The sequence below is a fragment of the Streptomyces monomycini genome (assembly GCF_022271435.1).
Classification (GTDB): Bacteria; Actinomycetota; Actinomycetes; order Streptomycetales; family Streptomycetaceae; genus Streptomyces; species Streptomyces monomycini.
The window spans coordinates 37,445-54,660 of record NZ_JAFIQY010000041.1; the positions used below are offsets into that span (position 1 = coordinate 37,445).

12 protein-coding genes are annotated in these 17,216 nt (G+C 71.0%); 8 read left to right on the top strand and 4 right to left on the bottom strand.

Annotated elements, in window-relative coordinates; all coding sequences use genetic code 11:
* Positions 1-69 precede the first annotated feature (69 nt).
* From trpB to lgt, 4 genes are all read left to right on the top strand, one after another.
* Positions 70-1,374: a tryptophan synthase subunit beta gene (gene trpB, locus JXZ78_RS32610; protein WP_030020939.1), complete on the top strand. Its 1,305-nt coding sequence runs from the start codon at positions 70-72 to the stop codon at positions 1,372-1,374.
* A complete protein-coding gene (gene trpA, locus JXZ78_RS32615) occupies positions 1,374-2,192 on the top strand; it encodes a tryptophan synthase subunit alpha (RefSeq protein ID WP_030020940.1) in 819 nt (272 codons plus the stop codon). Before trpB ends, trpA begins: the two co-directional genes overlap by 1 nt.
* A 240-nt stretch (positions 2,193-2,432) precedes the next feature.
* Positions 2,433-3,554 (top strand): DsbA family protein, encoded by a 1,122-nt coding sequence (locus JXZ78_RS32620; protein ID WP_033038192.1) that lies wholly within the window; start codon positions 2,433-2,435, stop codon positions 3,552-3,554.
* A gap of 203 nt (positions 3,555-3,757) precedes the next feature.
* A complete protein-coding gene (gene lgt, locus JXZ78_RS32630; RefSeq protein ID WP_030020942.1) occupies positions 3,758-4,801 on the top strand; it encodes a prolipoprotein diacylglyceryl transferase in 1,044 nt (347 codons plus the stop codon).
* Between the two features lie 214 nt (positions 4,802-5,015).
* On the opposite strand, the gene JXZ78_RS32635 is transcribed toward lgt, so the two are convergent.
* Both JXZ78_RS32635 and JXZ78_RS32640 read right to left on the bottom strand, forming a co-directional pair.
* Positions 5,016-5,369, bottom strand: coding sequence for a beta/gamma crystallin domain-containing protein (locus JXZ78_RS32635; RefSeq protein ID WP_030020943.1), 354 nt, complete (start codon positions 5,367-5,369; stop codon positions 5,016-5,018).
* Between the two features lie 299 nt (positions 5,370-5,668).
* Complete coding sequence (locus JXZ78_RS32640; protein WP_078624342.1) at positions 5,669-6,607, bottom strand: aminoglycoside phosphotransferase family protein; 939 nt, start codon at positions 6,605-6,607, stop codon at positions 5,669-5,671.
* A gap of 446 nt (positions 6,608-7,053) precedes the next feature.
* Here JXZ78_RS32640 and JXZ78_RS32645 point away from each other — a divergent pair, with 446 nt between their 5' ends.
* The 3 genes from JXZ78_RS32645 to JXZ78_RS32655 all read left to right on the top strand — a co-directional run bounded on the left by JXZ78_RS32645 (position 7,054) and on the right by JXZ78_RS32655 (position 14,230).
* Positions 7,054-7,785: a VIT1/CCC1 transporter family protein gene (locus tag JXZ78_RS32645; RefSeq protein ID WP_030020945.1), complete on the top strand. Its 732-nt coding sequence runs from the start codon at positions 7,054-7,056 to the stop codon at positions 7,783-7,785.
* A 342-nt stretch (positions 7,786-8,127) separates the two neighbouring features.
* Positions 8,128-12,777, top strand: coding sequence for a glutamate synthase large subunit (gltB, locus tag JXZ78_RS32650; RefSeq protein ID WP_050502593.1), 4,650 nt, complete (start codon positions 8,128-8,130; stop codon positions 12,775-12,777).
* Complete coding sequence (locus tag JXZ78_RS32655; RefSeq protein WP_030020947.1) at positions 12,770-14,230, top strand: glutamate synthase subunit beta; 1,461 nt, start codon at positions 12,770-12,772, stop codon at positions 14,228-14,230. Before gltB ends, JXZ78_RS32655 begins: the two co-directional genes overlap by 8 nt.
* 125 nt (positions 14,231-14,355) lie before the next feature.
* On the opposite strand, the gene JXZ78_RS32660 is transcribed toward JXZ78_RS32655, so the two are convergent.
* Positions 14,356-15,327, bottom strand: a complete 972-nt coding sequence (locus JXZ78_RS32660) for a serine hydrolase (protein ID WP_238783517.1) — start codon at positions 15,325-15,327, stop codon at positions 14,356-14,358.
* A gap of 287 nt (positions 15,328-15,614) precedes the next feature.
* Positions 15,615-16,154 (bottom strand): MarR family winged helix-turn-helix transcriptional regulator, encoded by a 540-nt coding sequence (locus JXZ78_RS32665; RefSeq protein ID WP_030020949.1) that lies wholly within the window; start codon positions 16,152-16,154, stop codon positions 15,615-15,617.
* 81 nt (positions 16,155-16,235) lie between these two features.
* Between JXZ78_RS32665 and JXZ78_RS32670 the strand changes: the two genes are divergently transcribed.
* Complete coding sequence (locus JXZ78_RS32670; protein ID WP_030020950.1) at positions 16,236-16,961, top strand: SDR family NAD(P)-dependent oxidoreductase; 726 nt, start codon at positions 16,236-16,238, stop codon at positions 16,959-16,961.
* Positions 16,962-17,216 lie beyond the last annotated feature (255 nt).

Sequence of the window (17,216 nt, forward strand, 5' to 3'; positions counted from 1 at the left end):
GCACCGCACACCGTGATGCCCGTAGATCCAGACTTCCGGGGCAGTCGCCCCGTTCAAGGAGTACGTCGGATGTCTTCTGACTTCTTCATCCCGGACCCGGAGGGTCAGGTCCCGAACGCCCGAGGCTATTTCGGCGACTTCGGCGGCAAGTTCATCCCCGAGGCGCTGGTCGCCGCGGTGGACGAGGTGGCCGCCGAGTACGAGAAGGCCAAGGCGGACCCGGCCTTCGCCGCCGAGCTGAACGACCTGATGGTCAACTACACCGGGCGGCCCAGCGCCCTGACCGAGGTGCCGCGGTTCGCCGAGCACGCCGGCGGCGCCCGGATCTTCCTCAAGCGCGAGGACCTGAACCACACCGGCTCGCACAAGATCAACAACGTGCTGGGCCAGGCGCTGCTCACCCGGCGCATGGGCAAGACCCGCGTCATCGCCGAGACCGGCGCGGGCCAGCACGGCGTGGCCACCGCCACCGCCTGCGCCCTCTTCGGCCTCGAATGCACCATCTACATGGGCGAGATCGACACCGAACGGCAGGCCCTGAACGTCGCCCGGATGCGGATGCTCGGCGCCGAGGTCATCGCCGTGAAGTCCGGCAGCCGCACCCTCAAGGACGCCATCAACGAGGCGTTCCGGGACTGGGTCGCCAACGTCGACCGCACCCACTACCTCTTCGGCACGGTCGCCGGACCGCACCCCTTCCCGGCCCTGGTCCGCGACTTCCACCGGGTCATCGGCGTCGAGGCCCGCCGCCAGATCCTGGAGCGTGCCGGGCGCCTCCCGGACGCCGCGGTGGCCTGTGTCGGCGGCGGCTCCAACGCCATCGGCCTGTTCCACGCGTTCCTTCAGGACGCCTCCGTACGGCTCGTCGGCTGCGAACCCGGCGGCCACGGCGTGGCGACCGGTGAACACGCCGCCACCCTCACCGAGGGCACCCCCGGCATCCTGCACGGCTCCCGCTCCTACGTCCTCCAGGACGAGGACGGACAGATCACCGAGCCGTACTCGATCTCCGCCGGACTGGACTACCCGGGCATCGGCCCGGAGCACTCCTACCTCAAGGACTCCGGCCGCGGCGAATATCGCGCCGTCACCGACGACGCGGCCATGCAGGCCCTGCGGCTGCTGTCGCAGACCGAGGGCATCATCCCGGCCATCGAGAGCGCCCACGCACTGGCGGGCGCCCTGGAGATCGGCCGGGACCTGGGCACGGACGGGCTGATCCTGGTCAACCTGTCCGGGCGCGGCGACAAGGACATGGACACCGCGGCCCGCTACTTCGGGCTGTACGGGTCGCCCGCCGACGACACGGTGGAGGCCGACGACACCGACGCCACGGACACCGCGCTCGGCGCGCACGACGAGGGGAGCAAGTGATGGCGGGCAACGTCGGGCTGCTCAGCAGCACCCTGGCCGCGGCCAAGGAGGAGAACCGGGCCGCGCTGGTCGGCTATCTGCCGGCCGGCTTCCCGACCGTGGACGGCGGGGTACGGGCCGTCACCGCGATGATCGAGGGCGGCTGCGACGTCGTCGAGGTCGGGCTGCCGCACAGCGACCCGGTCCTGGACGGCCCGGTCATCCAGACCGCCGACGACATCGCGCTGCGCGGCGGCGTCAAGATCAAGGACGTCATCCGCACGGTCGGCGAGGCCCACGCGGCGACCGGCGCGCCGGTGCTGTGCATGACGTACTGGAACCCGGTGGACGCGTACGGCGTCGAGCGCTTCGCCGCCGACCTGGCCGCGGCGGGCGGGGCCGGCTGCATCCTGCCCGACCTGCCGGTCGAGGAGTCCGGGGTGTGGCGCGCGGCGGCCGAACAGCACGGCCTGGCCACCGTGTTCGTGGTCGCGCCGAGCAGCCGGGACGAACGCCTCGCGAAGATCACCGAGGCGGGCAGCGGCTTCGTGTACGCGGCCTCGCTGATGGGGGTCACCGGCACCCGTGAGTCGGTCGGCCGCGAGGCGCAGGGCCTGGTCGAGCGCACCCGGGCCACCACCGACCTGCCGGTCTGCGTCGGCCTCGGCGTCTCCAACGCCGAACAGGCCGCGGAGGTCGCGCGGTTCGCGGACGGGGTCATCGTGGGGACCGCCTTCGTCAAGCGGCTGCTGGAGGCCGGGGACGACCTGGAGGCCGGCCTCGCGGGCGTCCGCGCACTGGCCGGTGACCTGGCGGCGGGCGTACGCAAGCGGGGGTGACTCCGGGCGGCGTGCGGTCGCGTGTCGGCTGTGGTCGCTCGCCTGCTTGGTCGCTCGCCCGCTGTGGTCGGAGGCTTGCTGTGGCCGGTCGCCTGCTGTGATCGGACGGCTGATGCGGTCGTACGTCTGAGTGGGCGCCGGCGCGTGTCCGGGCCGGTGCCCGGCGAGGCTGTCCCTCGTTAGGACGAAGAACGCGGCGGAGGGGTGCGAGGGCGCCCCTCCGTTTCGTTGTTCAGGGGCGTGAGCCAGAACAATCAAGACAAAAAGAGCAGCGCCCGTGAGCGGCTGCAGGCCCAGCGCGCGAAGGAGAAGGCGCGCGAACGGCGCGGCCGCCAGCTGAAGGTCGCCGGGGCGGTGGTGGCGGTGCTGGCCGTCGCCGGCGGCGTCGGCGTCTGGGCCGCCTCCTCCTCGGACGACGACTCCGGCAGCGGCAAGGTGGCCCTGCCCAAGGGCACCCAGGACAGCGACAAGCCCGCGGTGCCGGTCGGCAAGAAGGAGGCCCCGTCCACGCTCACGGTGTGGGAGGACTTCCGCTGCCCCGCCTGCGCTCAGTTCGAGAAGGGCTTCCGCGGCGCCATCCACGAGCTGGAGGACGCCGGACTGCTCAGGACCGACTACCACCTCGCGACGATCATCGACGGCAGCATGCGCGGCAAGGGATCGGCCACCGCCGCCAACGCCGCGCTCTGCGCCCAGGACGCGGGCCGCTTCCGCGAGTACCACGACGTGCTGTACGAGAACCAGCCGCCGGAGCAACAGGACCGGTTCGCCGACAAGAAGTACCTGATCCAGCTGGCCGGCAAGGTGAACGGGCTGGTCAGCGATACCTTCGAGCAGTGTGTCGACAAGGGCACCTACATGGACTTCGTGTACAAGTCCAACTCCGCCTTCACCAACTCCGGCCACCAGGGCACCCCGACGGTCCTGCTGGACGGCAAGAACCTCGCGGAGGAGAAGAACCTCACCCCCGACGGGCTCAAGCAGAAGGTGCGGGACGCCGCCAAGGACAAGAAGGCGGGCGGGGCTTCCGGGGCCGCAGGGTCCTCCGGGTCCGCTGGGTCCTCCGGGGCCGCTGGGTCCTCCGGATCCGCTGGGTCCTCCGGATCCGCGGGGGACAAGGCGTCCGGGGCGAAGCCCGGCGGCGGCACGGTCGGCGCCTCGGCGGGCAGCAGCGCCGGGCACTCGGCGGGCAGCGGATCAGGACACTCGGCGGGCGCCTCGGCCGGTACGGGCCACGGTGCCGGTCAAGGAGCCGGAACGGGACAGGGTGCCGGTGCCGGGCAGGGGTCCGGTACGGGCCACGGTTCCGGGGCGGACGCCGGGCACACAGGGGGGAGCGCGGGCCGGGTTCCGGCCCCTTGACCGGCACCGTGAGGCGGCGGTTCGGCGTGGTGCCTTCCGTACCCGTGTCCGCGCACCTGCCGGTGCCGGGCGGGCGCCGGCGCTGTCCGTGTTCCGGGCGCCGGGCGGGCACGTAACCGACCTCCCGCCGTGCCGGTCGTTACACAGCCGTAGCCGGGTGGGTTGTCGCCGCGCCCACCTGGCGCGGTAGCGTCGTCCCTGCCATGGACCTCGCATTCATTCCCAGCCCGTCGACGGGCGTCGTACACCTCGGCCCGATTCCGCTGCGCGGGTACGCCTTCTGCATCATCATCGGCGTCTTCATCGGCGTCTGGCTCGGCAACAAGCGCTGGATCCAGCGCGGTGGCCGCTCCGGGACCGTCGCGGACATCGCCGTGTGGGCCGTGCCCTTCGGGCTCGTCGGCGGCCGCCTCTACCACGTCATCACGACGTACGAGCCGTACTTCGGCGAGGGCGGTCACCCCCTCAACGCCTTCAAGGTCTGGGAGGGCGGCCTCGGGATCTGGGGCGCCGTCGCGCTCGGCGCGGTGGGCGCCTGGATCGGCTGCCGCCGGCGTGGCATCCCGCTGCCCGCCTACATGGACGCGCTGGCGCCCGGCCTCGCCCTGGGCCAGGCGATCGGCCGCTGGGGCAACTGGTTCAACCAGGAGCTCTACGGCCGCGCCACCGACCTCCCATGGGCGCTGAAGATCAGCGACGACCCGTCCATCGGCCGGGTCGGCGGCACCTACCACCCGACGTTCCTGTACGAGTCGCTGTGGTGCATCGGTGTCGCGGTGCTCGTCATCTGGGCGGACAAGCGCTTCAAGCTGGGCCACGGACGGGCGTTCGCGCTGTACGTGGCGTCCTACTGCGCCGGCCGCGCCTGGATCGAGTACATGCGGGTCGACGAGGCCCACCACATCCTGGGCCTGCGCCTGAACGTCTGGACCGCACTCCTCGGTCTCGTCGTGTCCGTCGTCTACATCGTGGTCTCCGCGAAGAAGATCCCGGGCCGTGAGGAGGCCGTCGAGCCGGGCGCGCCGGACGCGGCCGCGGACGACGCCGGGACGGGGGAGACCGGCACCGAGTCGAAGAAGGCCGGCGCCAAGGCGGCGAAGGCCGAACCCGAGACCACCAAGGCGGCGCCCAAGACGGCCGAGGGAGCGCCCAAGGCCGCGGGCAGCGGCAAGGGGAGCGCGGCCGGCAGTCCCGCGAAACTGACGAAGGACGCCGACTCCGGGAGCCGGAGCGGCAAGGACTCCTGACGCCGGTCGTGGCGCCCGGCGTCACGCCGCGCGGCACACCGCCGAAGACCGGCAGAGGCCGCCCGGACCCCAGCGGGGCCGGGGCGGCCTCCGCCGTTTCCGGCGGTACGCGCGTCACGGGAATTCATTTTCCCGCCCGGAACGCGGCCGTGTCAGAAATGGGCAGTCAGGGGAAATGTCCATTCCCGGTACCGGCCGGTTTCATGCGCTGCCGTCACAGGATTTCGATGGCCTTCACCTTCGGCGGACGGTTGGGGTAGGAAATGTCGGTCCACCGGTTGACCCGCACCGAATCGCCGTTGTCGTCGTAGTAAATCAGGTCGTTGTTGCCCGTGTAGATCCTGTCGACCCACCAGTTGCCGAAGTCGATCCGCCCGCCGTTGGCGTAGCAGTCCACGCTGTTCTTGTTGCCGCTGTGCGACCAGATCTTCAGGAAGTTCTCCCCGGCGCGGCACTCGACCTTGTTGATGGCGAATGCGTTGCCGGTCGGCATGGCCACGGTGAACATGGCAGCCGCGGCGCACGCCACGGCTACGGAACGCCCGACCCTTTTCGTCTTGGACAGCATGTGTTCTCCTCAATTCGAATGTCGAACCGGAGGGCACGCGGCGACCGACGTACATCGCAGCGTGCCGAACGAATATCTGAATGACCCGGAACCGCGGCCATCAGATCGTCTCGTCCTGACAAAAAAGACGATCCTGTAAATCTCCTGTACATGGCAATCTTCTTCCTGGTCCCCGGCTGGAATACGCCCCCGATTGTCCGGATCGACTCTATCTCTGATGAGTTGTCAGCTTCGAACCTCAGTGTCAGCTGACGTGGCTACCGCCGTAAAAGCCCTGCTCCGCGCCGGTCTCGGGTGGTTCAGCCGCCGGCCAGGGCTATGAGGAACCGCGTCTCCGGGTCGTCCCGCCGCGCACAGATCGCGAGGGCCGCGTTGAGGGCGGCCAGGGCCCGGCACCAGCCCAGTACGCGGTCGGGGGACTGGCCGGGCACCGACGCGGCCAGTGCCTCGGCCCGCTCTTCCAGCGCGGCGGGCGTCGTGACTCCGCCCAGCACCCAGTCCACCGCGTCGAAGTCGGGATCGCCCCACGCGGGCCGCGGATCGATGGCCACCATGCGGGCGCCCGGCCCTGACAGCACGTTGCCCGGGTGAAGATCGCCGTGCACCAGGGCTCGGGGCCCGCTGGTGGCGAGATCCAGGGCCGCTGCCCGCGCCCGGCCGAGCACCACCGGATCGAGTGGGCCGCTGACGCCGGACGCTGCCAGTCTGCGGCCCGTCAGGTGGAACAGGGAGTCGACCCGGTGCGCCAGGGGTTGCACCGCCGAGGATTCCTCCGGTGTGGGAGCGGGGGCCCGCAGGTCCCGCAGCAGGGCCGCGACCTCGGGTAGGCGCCAGTCCAGTTGCCTCACCGGCACACCCGGCTTCACGTCCTCCAGCAACAGGGCGCCGGCCGGGAGGTCGTGCGCCAGCAGTGGGACGACCGACGGGGTCCCTGCCCAGGCGGACAGGGCTTCGGCCTCCTCGCGGGCGATGGCGGGCTCCGGTGTGAGCTTCAGCCATGCCGAGGTGCCGGTGTCCTGGCGCCGGCAGCGGAACACCCGCGAGGTGCCGCCGCCGTTCGCCTCGACAAGGTCCAGGCGCCAGCGGGCGGTGAGGGCGCCCACGAGATCCGGCAGGGACTCGCACCAGGCGCGCACCTTCCCCCCGAACCGGACGACGAGCCGGTCGCGAACCTCCGGCGTGACACGCGTCAGCTCTCGCTCCGCGGCTCCCGCAGTCGGATGATGCCGTCCGTTCATGTCCCGCCCCCTCGCGCGTCGTCAGTTCACGGGCCGTCGGTCCGTACACCGGCAGTCCGTACACGTGCAGTCCGTTCACCGGCGGTACGTACACATGCGGTACGTACACATGCGGTACGTACACGTGCGGTCCGTACACCGGCAGTTCGCCCACCGTCGGTGAACCTGTGATCAGAATCCCGCGCCGGGCCTCCCGGCCGCATTGAGGTTTTCCGCAGGATCGTCTGCGGTTTCCCGCACCCCGCCCCGCCCCGCCGTCCCTCGCGATGTGATCCACCCCTCACCACCACCTGACCCGCCCGCAAACCCGCAGGTCAGCGCAGTAAGTTCGGCCTTCCTTGCTAGCGCGACGGGGCGTGCGGCGCATAGCTTCGAGGAGTTGGAGGGGGAAGCGCCGGCATCGGCCCACACCTCGCGAGAAGGGAACGGGTCCCCATATGTCTGTCATGGATGTCATGGACGCTTCGGCGCCCACGCACATAGCCCACCGCGACAACCACACCCACCGCGACGTGAACGGCGGCTGGCTGCGCCCCGCCGTCTTCGGCGCGATGGACGGGCTGGTCTCCAACCTCGCCCTGATGACCGGCGTCGCCGGCGGCGCGGTCTCCCAGCAGACCATCATCATCACCGGCCTCGCGGGGCTGGCCGCGGGCGCGTTCTCCATGGCGGCCGGCGAGTACACCTCGGTGGCCTCCCAGCGGGAGCTGGTCCTCGCCGAACTGGACGTGGAGCGGCGGGAGCTGCGCAAGCACCCCAAGGACGAGCTGGAGGAGCTGGCCGCGCTGTACGAGTCGCGCGGTGTGGAGCCGGAGCTGGCCCGTGAGGTGGCCAGGCAGCTGTCGAAGGACCCGGAGCAGGCGCTGGAGATCCATGCCCGCGAGGAGCTGGGCATCGACCCGTCCGACCTGCCCTCGCCGACGGTCGCCGCCGTCTCGTCCTTCGGTTCCTTCGCGCTGGGCGCCCTGCTGCCCGTCCTGCCCTATCTGCTGGGCGCCTCCCAGCTGTGGCCCGCGGTGCTGCTGGCACTGGTGGGGCTCTTCGGGTGCGGAGCCGTCGTGGCGCGGGTGACGGCACGGTCCTGGTGGTTCAGCGGTCTGCGGCAGCTGGCCCTCGGCGGCGCGGCGGCGGGTGTGACGTACGTCCTGGGCACATTGTTCGGTACGGCCGTAGGGTGACCCTTCGTGCAGCACTATGCGGACCCCCGTATAACTAAAGCGTTACCAGACGGTTTCGTTCGATGAGGGGCCGGGCATAAGGCCCAAGCGTTGCGGGCAATGTCGCCTGCTCGAAAACGACGCACACGACGCCGGTGGAGGCCGATCCGTCCGCCCGCGTCCTCGGTCCACCGCCACGAGTGGTGTCCGCATCCTGGAAGGCTCTATCCGCTTTTCGAGAAGCGAGCCATCCTGTAACCTGCACGAAATTTCGCGGAGGGCCAACGTCGTCCCTCGGTACTGCCCCCCAGAGCCGAGCGCCTGGGAGGGACCCCCATTGCCACGACGACGTTGGGAGAGCCGATGCGTTCCGCGTCCACGCACTCCGCGACCACCGGCAGCGCCAGCGCCGCCGCCTGGTCGCCCATGGACGGGCGCCCCGCCCCGCAGGGAATGTACGACCCCCGCAACGAGCACGACGCCTGCGGCGTCGGCTTCGTGGCGACCCTCACCGGCGAGCCCAGCCACGCACTGGTCGAACAGGCCCTCACCGTCCTGCGCAACCTGGAGCACCGCGGCGCGACCGGCTCCGAGCCCGACTCCGGAGACGGTGCCGGCATCCTCCTCCAGGTCCCGGACGCCTTCCTGCGCGAGAGCGTCACCTTCGCCCTGCCCGACGCCGGCGCGTACGCCGTGGGCATCGCCTTCCTGCCGTCCGTGGCCGAGGACGCCGCGGCCGCTGTCTCACGAATCGAGACGATCGCGTCCGAAGAGGGTCTGGACGTCCTCGGCTGGCGGGTCGTCCCGGTGGCCCCGCAGCTGCTCGGCAACGGCGCCCGCGCCACGATGCCCGCCTTCTCCCAGCTCTTCGTCACCGACAAGCGCGGCGTGGGCGACAAGCACGGCCAGGACACCGGCCTCGCCCTGGACCGCAAGGCGTTCGTGCTGCGCAAGCGCTGCGAGCGCGAAGCGGGCGTGTACTTCCCTTCGCTGTCGGCCCGCACCATCGTCTACAAGGGCATGCTGACGACCGGGCAGCTGGAGCCGTTCTTCCCGGACCTGTCCGACCGCCGCTTCGCCACCGCGATCGCGCTGGTGCACTCCCGCTTCTCCACGAACACCTTCCCGAGCTGGCCGCTGGCCCACCCGTACCGCTTCGTCGCCCACAACGGTGAGATCAACACCGTCCAGGGCAACCGCAACTGGATGCGCGCCCGCGAGTCCCAGCTCGCCAGCAAGCTCTTCGCGGACGCCACCGGCGACAGCACGAACCTGGAGCGCCTCTTCCCGGTCTGCACGCCGGACGCCTCCGACTCCGCCTCCTTCGACGAGGTCCTGGAGCTGCTGCACCTCGGCGGCCGCTCGCTGCCGCACTCGGTGCTGATGATGGTCCCGGAGGCCTGGGAGAACAGCACCTCGATGGACCCCGCGCGACGGGCCTTCTACGCGTACCACTCCACGATGATGGAGCCCTGGGACGGCCCGGCCTGTGTCACCTTCACCGACGGCACCCAGGTCGGCGCGGTCCTGGACCGCAACGGCCTGCGCCCCGGCCGCTACTGGGTCACCGACGACGGCCTGGTGGTCCTCTCCTCCGAGGTCGGCGTCCTGGACATCGACCCGTCCAGGGTCGTCCGCAAGGGCCGCCTGCAGCCCGGCCGGATGTTCCTGGTGGACACCGCCGAGCACCGCATCATCGAGGACGACGAGATCAAGGCGCAGCTCGCCGCCGAGCACCCGTACCAGGAATGGTTGGACGCGGGCCTGATCGAGCTGGCCGACCTGCCCGAGCGTGAGCACATCGTGCACACCCACGCCTCGGTCACCCGCCGTCAGCAGACCTTCGGCTACACCGAGGAGGAACTGCGCGTCATCCTCGCGCCGATGGCCAAGGCCGGTGCCGAGCCCATCGGCTCGATGGGCACCGACTCGCCGATCGCCGCCCTCTCCGAGCGCCCGCGGCTGTTGTTCGACTACTTCACCCAGCTGTTCGCGCAGGTCACCAACCCGCCGCTGGACGCCATCCGCGAGGAACTGGTCACCTCGCTGATCTCCTCGCTCGGCCCGCAGGGCAACCTGCTGGAGCCGACCGCGGCCTCCTGCCGCAGCGTCATGCTGCCCTTCCCGGTGATCGACAACGACGAGCTGGCCAAGCTCATCCACATCAACGCCGACGGCGACATGCCGGGCATGAAGGCCGTCACCCTGTCCGGTCTGTACCGGGTCTCCGGCGGTGGCGAGGCACTGGCCGCCCGGATCGCCCGGATCTGCGCCGAGGCCGACGCCGCCATCGAGGACGGCGCCCGCCTGATCGTGCTCTCCGACCGGCACTCGGACGCCGAGCACGCCCCGATCCCGTCCCTGCTGCTCACCGCCGCGGTGCACCACCACCTCATCGGCACCAAGCAGCGCACCCAGGTCGGGCTGCTCGTCGAGGCCGGTGACGTGCGCGAGGTGCACCACGTCGCGCTGCTCATCGGGTACGGCGCCGCGGCCGTCAACCCGTACCTGGCGATGGAGTCCGTCGAGGACCTGGTCCGCGCCGGTACGTTCCTGCCGAAGGACACCGACCCCGAGCCCGCGATCAAGAACCTGATCAAGGCGCTGGGCAAGGGCGTCCTGAAGGTGATGTCCAAGATGGGCATCTCCACCGTCGCCTCCTACCGGGGCGCGCAGGTCTTCGAGGCCGTCGGCCTGGACCAGGCCTTCGTGGACGCGTACTTCCACGGCACCACCACGAAGATCGGCGGCGCCGGCCTCGACGTGATCGCCAAGGAGGTCGCCGCCCGGCACGCCAAGGCGTACCCGGCCACCGGCATCGCCGCCACCCACCGCGCGCTGGACATCGGCGGCGAGTACCAGTGGCGCCGCGAGGGCGAGCCGCACCTGTTCGACCCGGACACGGTCTTCCGCCTCCAGCACTCCACCCGCTCGCGCCGCTACGACATCTTCAAGCAGTACACGGACCGGGTGAACGAGCAGTCCGAGCGCCTGATGACGCTGCGCGGCCTGTTCTCCTTCAAGTCCGACCGGCCCGCGGTGCCGCTGGAGGAGGTCGAGCCCGCCTCCGAGATCGTCAAGCGCTTCTCCACCGGCGCGATGTCGTACGGCTCCATCTCCCAGGAGGCGCACGAGACCCTCGCCATCGCCATGAACCAGCTGGGCGGCAAGTCCAACACCGGTGAGGGCGGCGAGGACCCGGAGCGCCTGTACGACCCGGCGCGCCGCTCCTCGATCAAGCAGGTCGCCTCCGGCCGCTTCGGTGTGACCAGCGAATACCTGGTCAACTCCGACGACATCCAGATCAAGATGGCGCAGGGCGCCAAGCCCGGCGAGGGCGGCCAGCTGCCCGGCCACAAGGTCTACCCGTGGGTCGCCAAGACGCGGCACTCGACGCCCGGCGTGGGCCTGATCTCGCCGCCGCCGCACCACGACATCTACTCCATCGAAGACCTCGCCCAGCTCATCCACGACCTGAAGAACGCCAACCCGCAGGCCCGCATCCACGTGAAGCTGGTCTCCGAGGTCGGCGTTGGCACCGTCGCCGCGGGCGTCTCCAAGGCGCACGCGGATGTCGTCCTGATCTCCGGACACGACGGCGGTACGGGTGCCTCCCCGCTGACCTCCCTGAAGCACGCGGGTGGCCCCTGGGAGCTGGGCCTGGCCGAGACCCAGCAGACGCTGCTGCTCAACGGCCTGCGCGACCGGATCGTGGTGCAGACCGACGGCCAGCTCAAGACCGGCCGCGACGTGGTCATCGCCGCCCTGCTGGGCGCCGAGGAGTACGGCTTCGCGACCGCGCCGCTGGTGGTCTCCGGCTGCGTCATGATGCGCGTGTGCCACCTGGACACCTGCCCGGTCGGCATCGCCACCCAGAACCCGACGCTGCGCGAACGCTTCAGCGGCAAGGCCGAGTACATCGTCAACTTCTTCCAGTTCATCGCCGAGGAGGTCCGCGAGATCCTCGCCGAGCTGGGCTTCCGCTCGCTGGAGGAGGCGGTCGGTCACGCCGGCCTGCTGGACACGTCCAAGGCCGTCAACCACTGGAAGGCGCAGGGCCTGGACCTGGCCCCGCTGCTGCACGTGCCCGAGCTGCCCGAGGGCGCCGTACGCCACCAGGTCACCGTCCAGGACCACGGCCTGGCGAAGGCGCTCGACAACGAGCTGATCAAGCTGTCCGCCGACGCGCTGTCCGCGGACACCGCCGAGGCCGCGCAGCCCGTACGGGCGCAGGTCGCGATCCGGAACATCAACCGGACCGTCGGCACCATGCTCGGCCATGAGGTGACCAAGAAGTTCGGCGGCGCGGGCCTGCCCGACGACACGATCGACATCACCTTCACCGGCTCGGCCGGCCAGTCCTTCGGCGCGTTCCTGCCGCCCGGCGTCACGCTGCGCCTGGAGGGCGACGCCAACGACTACGTCGGCAAGGGCCTGTCGGGCGGCCGGATCGTGGTCCGCCCGGACCGCGGCGCCGACCACCTGGCCGAGTACTCGACCATCGCGGGCAACACCCTCGCCTACGGCGCCACCGGCGGCGAACTGTTCCTGCGCGGCCGCGTCGGCGAGCGGTTCTGCGTCCGCAACTCCGGCGCCACGGTGGTGTCCGAGGGCGTCGGCGACCACGGCTGCGAGTACATGACCGGCGGCCACGCCGTCGTCCTGGGCGAGACCGGGCGCAACTTCGCGGCCGGTATGTCCGGCGGCATCGCGTACGTCATCGACCTGGACCCGGCCAACGTCAACCGTGAGCTGTCCGCGGCCGTCTCCACCGAGCTGGACGCCACCGACCGGCAGTGGCTGCACGACGTCGTGCGCCGCCACCAGGAGGAGACCGGCTCCACCGTCGCCGCGAAGCTGCTGGCCGACTGGGACGCCGCGCTGCCCCGCTTCAGCAAGGTCATTCCGGCCACCTACCAGGCAGTGCTCGCCGCCAAGGACGCCGCCGAGCGAGCCGGGCTCTCCGAGTCCGAGACCCACGAGAAGATGATGGAGGCGGCGATCAATGGCTGACCCCAAGGGTTTCCTGACCACCGGCCGCGAGGTCGCGAAGACCCGCCCCGTCGAGGAGCGCGTCCGGGACTGGAACGAGGTCTACGTCCCCGGTTCGCTGCTGCCGATCATCAGCAAGCAGGCCGGGCGCTGCATGGACTGCGGCATTCCCTTCTGCCACAACGGCTGTCCGCTCGGAAACCTCATCCCCGAGTGGAACGACTACGCCTACCGCGAGGACTGGACGGCCGCCAGCGAGCGGCTGCACGCGACCAACAACTTCCCGGAGTTCACCGGTCGCCTGTGCCCGGCCCCCTGCGAGTCGGCGTGTGTGCTGGGCATCAACCAGCCGCCGGTGACCATCAAGAACGTCGAGGTCACCATCATCGACAAGGCGTGGGACAGCGGGGACGTCACCCCGCAGCCGCCGGAGCGGCTGTCCGGCAAGACCGTCGCCGTCATCGGCTCGGGCCCGGCCGGCCTGGCCGCCGCCCAGCAGCTCACCCGGGCGGGCCACACCGTCGCCGTCTACGAGCGCGCAGACCGTATCGGCGGGCTCCTCCGCTACGGCATCCCCGAGTTCAAGATGGAGAAGCGCCACATCAACCGCCGTATCGAACAGATGCGGGCGGAAGGCACCAAGTTCCGTACGGAGGTGGAGATCGGCCGGGACATCGACGCCGCCAAGCTGCGCAAGCGCTACGACGCCGTCGTGATCGCCGCCGGTGCCACCACCTCCCGCGACCTGAAGGTCCCCGGGCGCGAGCTGAACGGTGTCCACTTCGCGATGGAGTACCTGCCGCTCGCCAACAAGGTGCAGGAGGGCGACCTGACCGTCTCCCCGATCACTGCCGAGGGCAAGCACGTCGTGGTCATCGGCGGCGGCGACACCGGCGCGGACTGCGTCGGCACGGCGCACCGCCAGGGCGCGGCCTCGGTCACCCAGCTGGAGATCATGGGCAAGCCGGGCGACGAGCGGAACCCGGACCAGCCCTGGCCGACCTTCCCGATGCTCTACAAGGTCACCTCCGCGCACGAGGAGGGCGGCGAGCGGCTGTACTCCGTCTCCACCACCCACTTCGAGGGCGACGAGGACGGCAACGTCCAGTGGCTGCACCTGGCCGAGGTGGAGTTCAAGGACGGCCGTCCCGAGACGAAGCCGGGCACCGAGCGCCGGATCCCCGCGCAGCTGGTCACCCTGGCCATGGGCTTCACCGGCACCGACCAGGACAACGGCCTCGTCTCACAGTTCGGACTGGAGCTGGACGCACGCGGCAACATCGCCCGCGATGCCGACTTCGCGACCAACGTCCCTGGCGTGTACGTTGCGGGTGACGCGGGCCGCGGCCAGTCGCTGATCGTGTGGGCCATCGCCGAGGGCCGCTCCGCCGCCCGCGGTGTGGACCGCTTCCTGGCGGGCGCCAGTGCGCTGCCCGCCCCCGTCAAGCCGACGGACCGCGCACTGACCGTGTAGCGGCCCCGGCTCACAGATGTCCCGTACAACGACGTGCGGAACACCCGCGGCGCCTGCCTCCCTCCCCGACCGGAGGGCAGGCGCCGCGATCCATACGTGCCGGATTCAGCTCATACGTGCCGGATTCAGCGTCCGGTTTCGGGCACCAGTGAGCCGTCCGACGTGTCGGGGAGAGCCCTGGCGGCACGGGCTTCCCGGACCGGACGCGCCGTCCCGTCGAGGTCCTGGTGCAGGGTGCGGGCGAGGTCTTCGATCGTTCGGACACCGGCGTCCATGTTCGGGTGGTCCGCGGTCAGGACGACGAGCCCGTAGTCATGTCCTCCACCGGTGACCGCGCCGACGCTGTGCACCCGCCAGCCGCCGCTGCTCCGTTGCAGCCAGCCGTTCTTGACGTGCACCTTCGCCCCGGCCGGTGCGCCGGCCGGCACGCCCCAGCGCTGCTCGGGCACCACCCGGCCCATGAGGTCCAGGGCGTAGGCGCGGGAGGCGCCGCCGAGCACGGAGTTCTCGGAGGTGAGGAGCCGCATCAGGGTGAGCTGATCGGCGGCGTTGATCTGGGCCAGGCCCCAGTACCCTTCCGTGTCCGGAACGGTGTTGTGCATTCCGGCGAGCCGCAGGAAGCTGTTTATCCGCCCGAGGCCGGCCCGCTTCCACAGCGTGGTCGTGGCGTCGTTGTCCGACCGCGTAATCATTTTTTCCGCGAGCTTTTTCTCGTCCGCGGTCAGAGCGCGCTGTTCATCCTGGGCCTGCCGCAAGAGGGTGCCCAGCACCACGACCTTCACGACACTCGCCGAGTCGTACTGCCGGTCCGCGTCGTACGCGCACCGGGTGTCGCTCGTGCGGTCGTACAGGGCGAACGAGGTATGGCCGGAAGGGTGTGAACTCAGCACCTGGCCGAGATCCTTCGAGAGCCGGTCGGCGAGCCCGTTCTTGGCAGACGTGCAGGTCACCTCCGGGGCCCCCGGCTCCGCCGGGGTCGCCGCGGCGGCCGTCGCCGGGGCCGCGGCCGCGAGGAGCGAGGAAAGGGCGGCGGTGAGCACCGGCACGGCGGCGAAACGCCGCCGGGTGGAATCCAGGGTGCGTATTCGATGGCGCAAAGTGTTCCTTCGTCTTTCTGCTCGTGTTCACCGACAGGGCGTGGAAAGGAGGCATGGCGGCAGGGTGCTGCCAGTCGTTGCGCGGGGAATTCAGTCGTTGACCGGGCGTAGGGTCCGGTTGCGCACCGACCCGTCGGATCAGTGCAATTCACGCCGCAGGAGCATCCAGCACGAACGTTTCTGTGTCAATGGTGAAAATAACGCCACAGGGGTCGCGTACCGGCCGCCGGGGGAGACGTGCGGCTGCCCGCGTGGAGGGCGGGCAGGGGCCGGGGCCGGGGTGGGCGCTATTCCCCGACCTGTGTGATCCGGTCGTCGCCCAGGCGCGTCTGGACGTCCTGGAGCAGCAACTTCAGCAGGTCGGCCAGCTGCTCCTGCTGGTCCGGCTTCAGGCCGCTGACCAGCTCCGTCTCACGGTGCAGCACCCGGTCCACGGTCTCTTCCACGAGAGTGTGTCCGGCCGGGGTCAGCTCGACCCACACCGTGCGGGGGCGGCCCTCGCCCGGGCGGCGGACGACCAGGCCCTCGCGCTCGGCGCGGGCCACGCGCTGGGAGATCGCGCCGGCCGTCACCATGGAGCGGGCCGCGAGTTCGCGGGTGCTGAGGGTGTACGGGGTGCCGGCGCGGCGCAGCACGCTCAGCAGGTCGAGGGTGGCGGTGTCCACGCCGGCGCGGGCCAGTACCCGGCGCCGGTCGTCGCCCAGCAGCTTGGCCAGCTGCCACAGGGGCGTGACGATCCCGATGGACGAGACGGGCATGCCGGGGCGCTCGCGTTCCCAGGCGTCGGCGATCTCCTGGACGGGATACGGGGCGTCCGCGCTTGCCATGGGCCCTCCTGCGAGTGTTATGTTCAGACCTAAATTCAGGCCTAAATTTAGGTCTGAACGTATGACGTCGGGAGCTACCTTATGTCACGCACCATCCTGGTCACCGGCGGCGCCACCGGCATCGGCCTGGCCGTCGCCCGCCACTTCGCCGCCCAGGGCGACGCGGTCACCGTCACCGGCCGCCGTCCCGCGCCCCTGGAGAAGGCCGCCGAGGAGACCGGCGCCCGCGCGGTCGTCTGCGACCACACCGATCCCGCCGCGCTGGCCCGCCTCCTGGACGAGCTGCCCGAGCGGATCGACGTCCTGGTCAACAACGCCGGCGGCAACACCGACTTCGACGACGCGCCGGGCGACGACCTGGCCTCGTACGCACGGGCCTTCCGCGCCAACCTCGACGCGAACCTGCTCACCGCGGCCCTCACCACCAAGGCCGTGGAGGGCCGGCTCGCCGAGGGTGGCGCCGTCGTGCACATCGGCTCGATCGCCGCCGACCAGGGCTCGGGCTCCGGCGCGTACGGAGCGGCCAAGGCCGGACTCACCACCTGGAACCTCGACCTGGCGAAGGAGCTCGGCCCGCGCGGCATCACCGCCAACGTCGTCTCGCCCGGCTACATCGAGGACACCGAGTTCTTCCGGGACCGGCTCGCCGACGAGCGGCGTACCTGGCTGGTGGACGCCACCGCCACGGGGCGGGCCGGGCGGCCGGGGGACGTCGCGGCGGCGGTCGCGTTCCTGGCGTCCGAGGGGGCGCGGCACATCACGGGGCAGGTACTCAACGTCAACGGGGGCGCGTACAGGACGCGGTGAGGGGCGGTCGCGGGGGCTGCCGGGGCGGACGGGGCGAGGGGGAGAGGCCGGGGGAGAAGGGGAGAAGGCCTCTCCGGGAGAGGCCGAGGGGAGAGGGCGAGAGGGCAAGGAGGGGGCGGCCCGTGGGGGCTAGTCCGACTCCTCGGGACGGCCCTCCCCGGGTCGGTCTCCCTCGGGCCGACTCTCCCCGGGTCGGTCTCCCTCGGGCCGGCTCTCCCCGGCTCGGTCTCCCTCGGGCCGGCCCTCCCCGGTCCG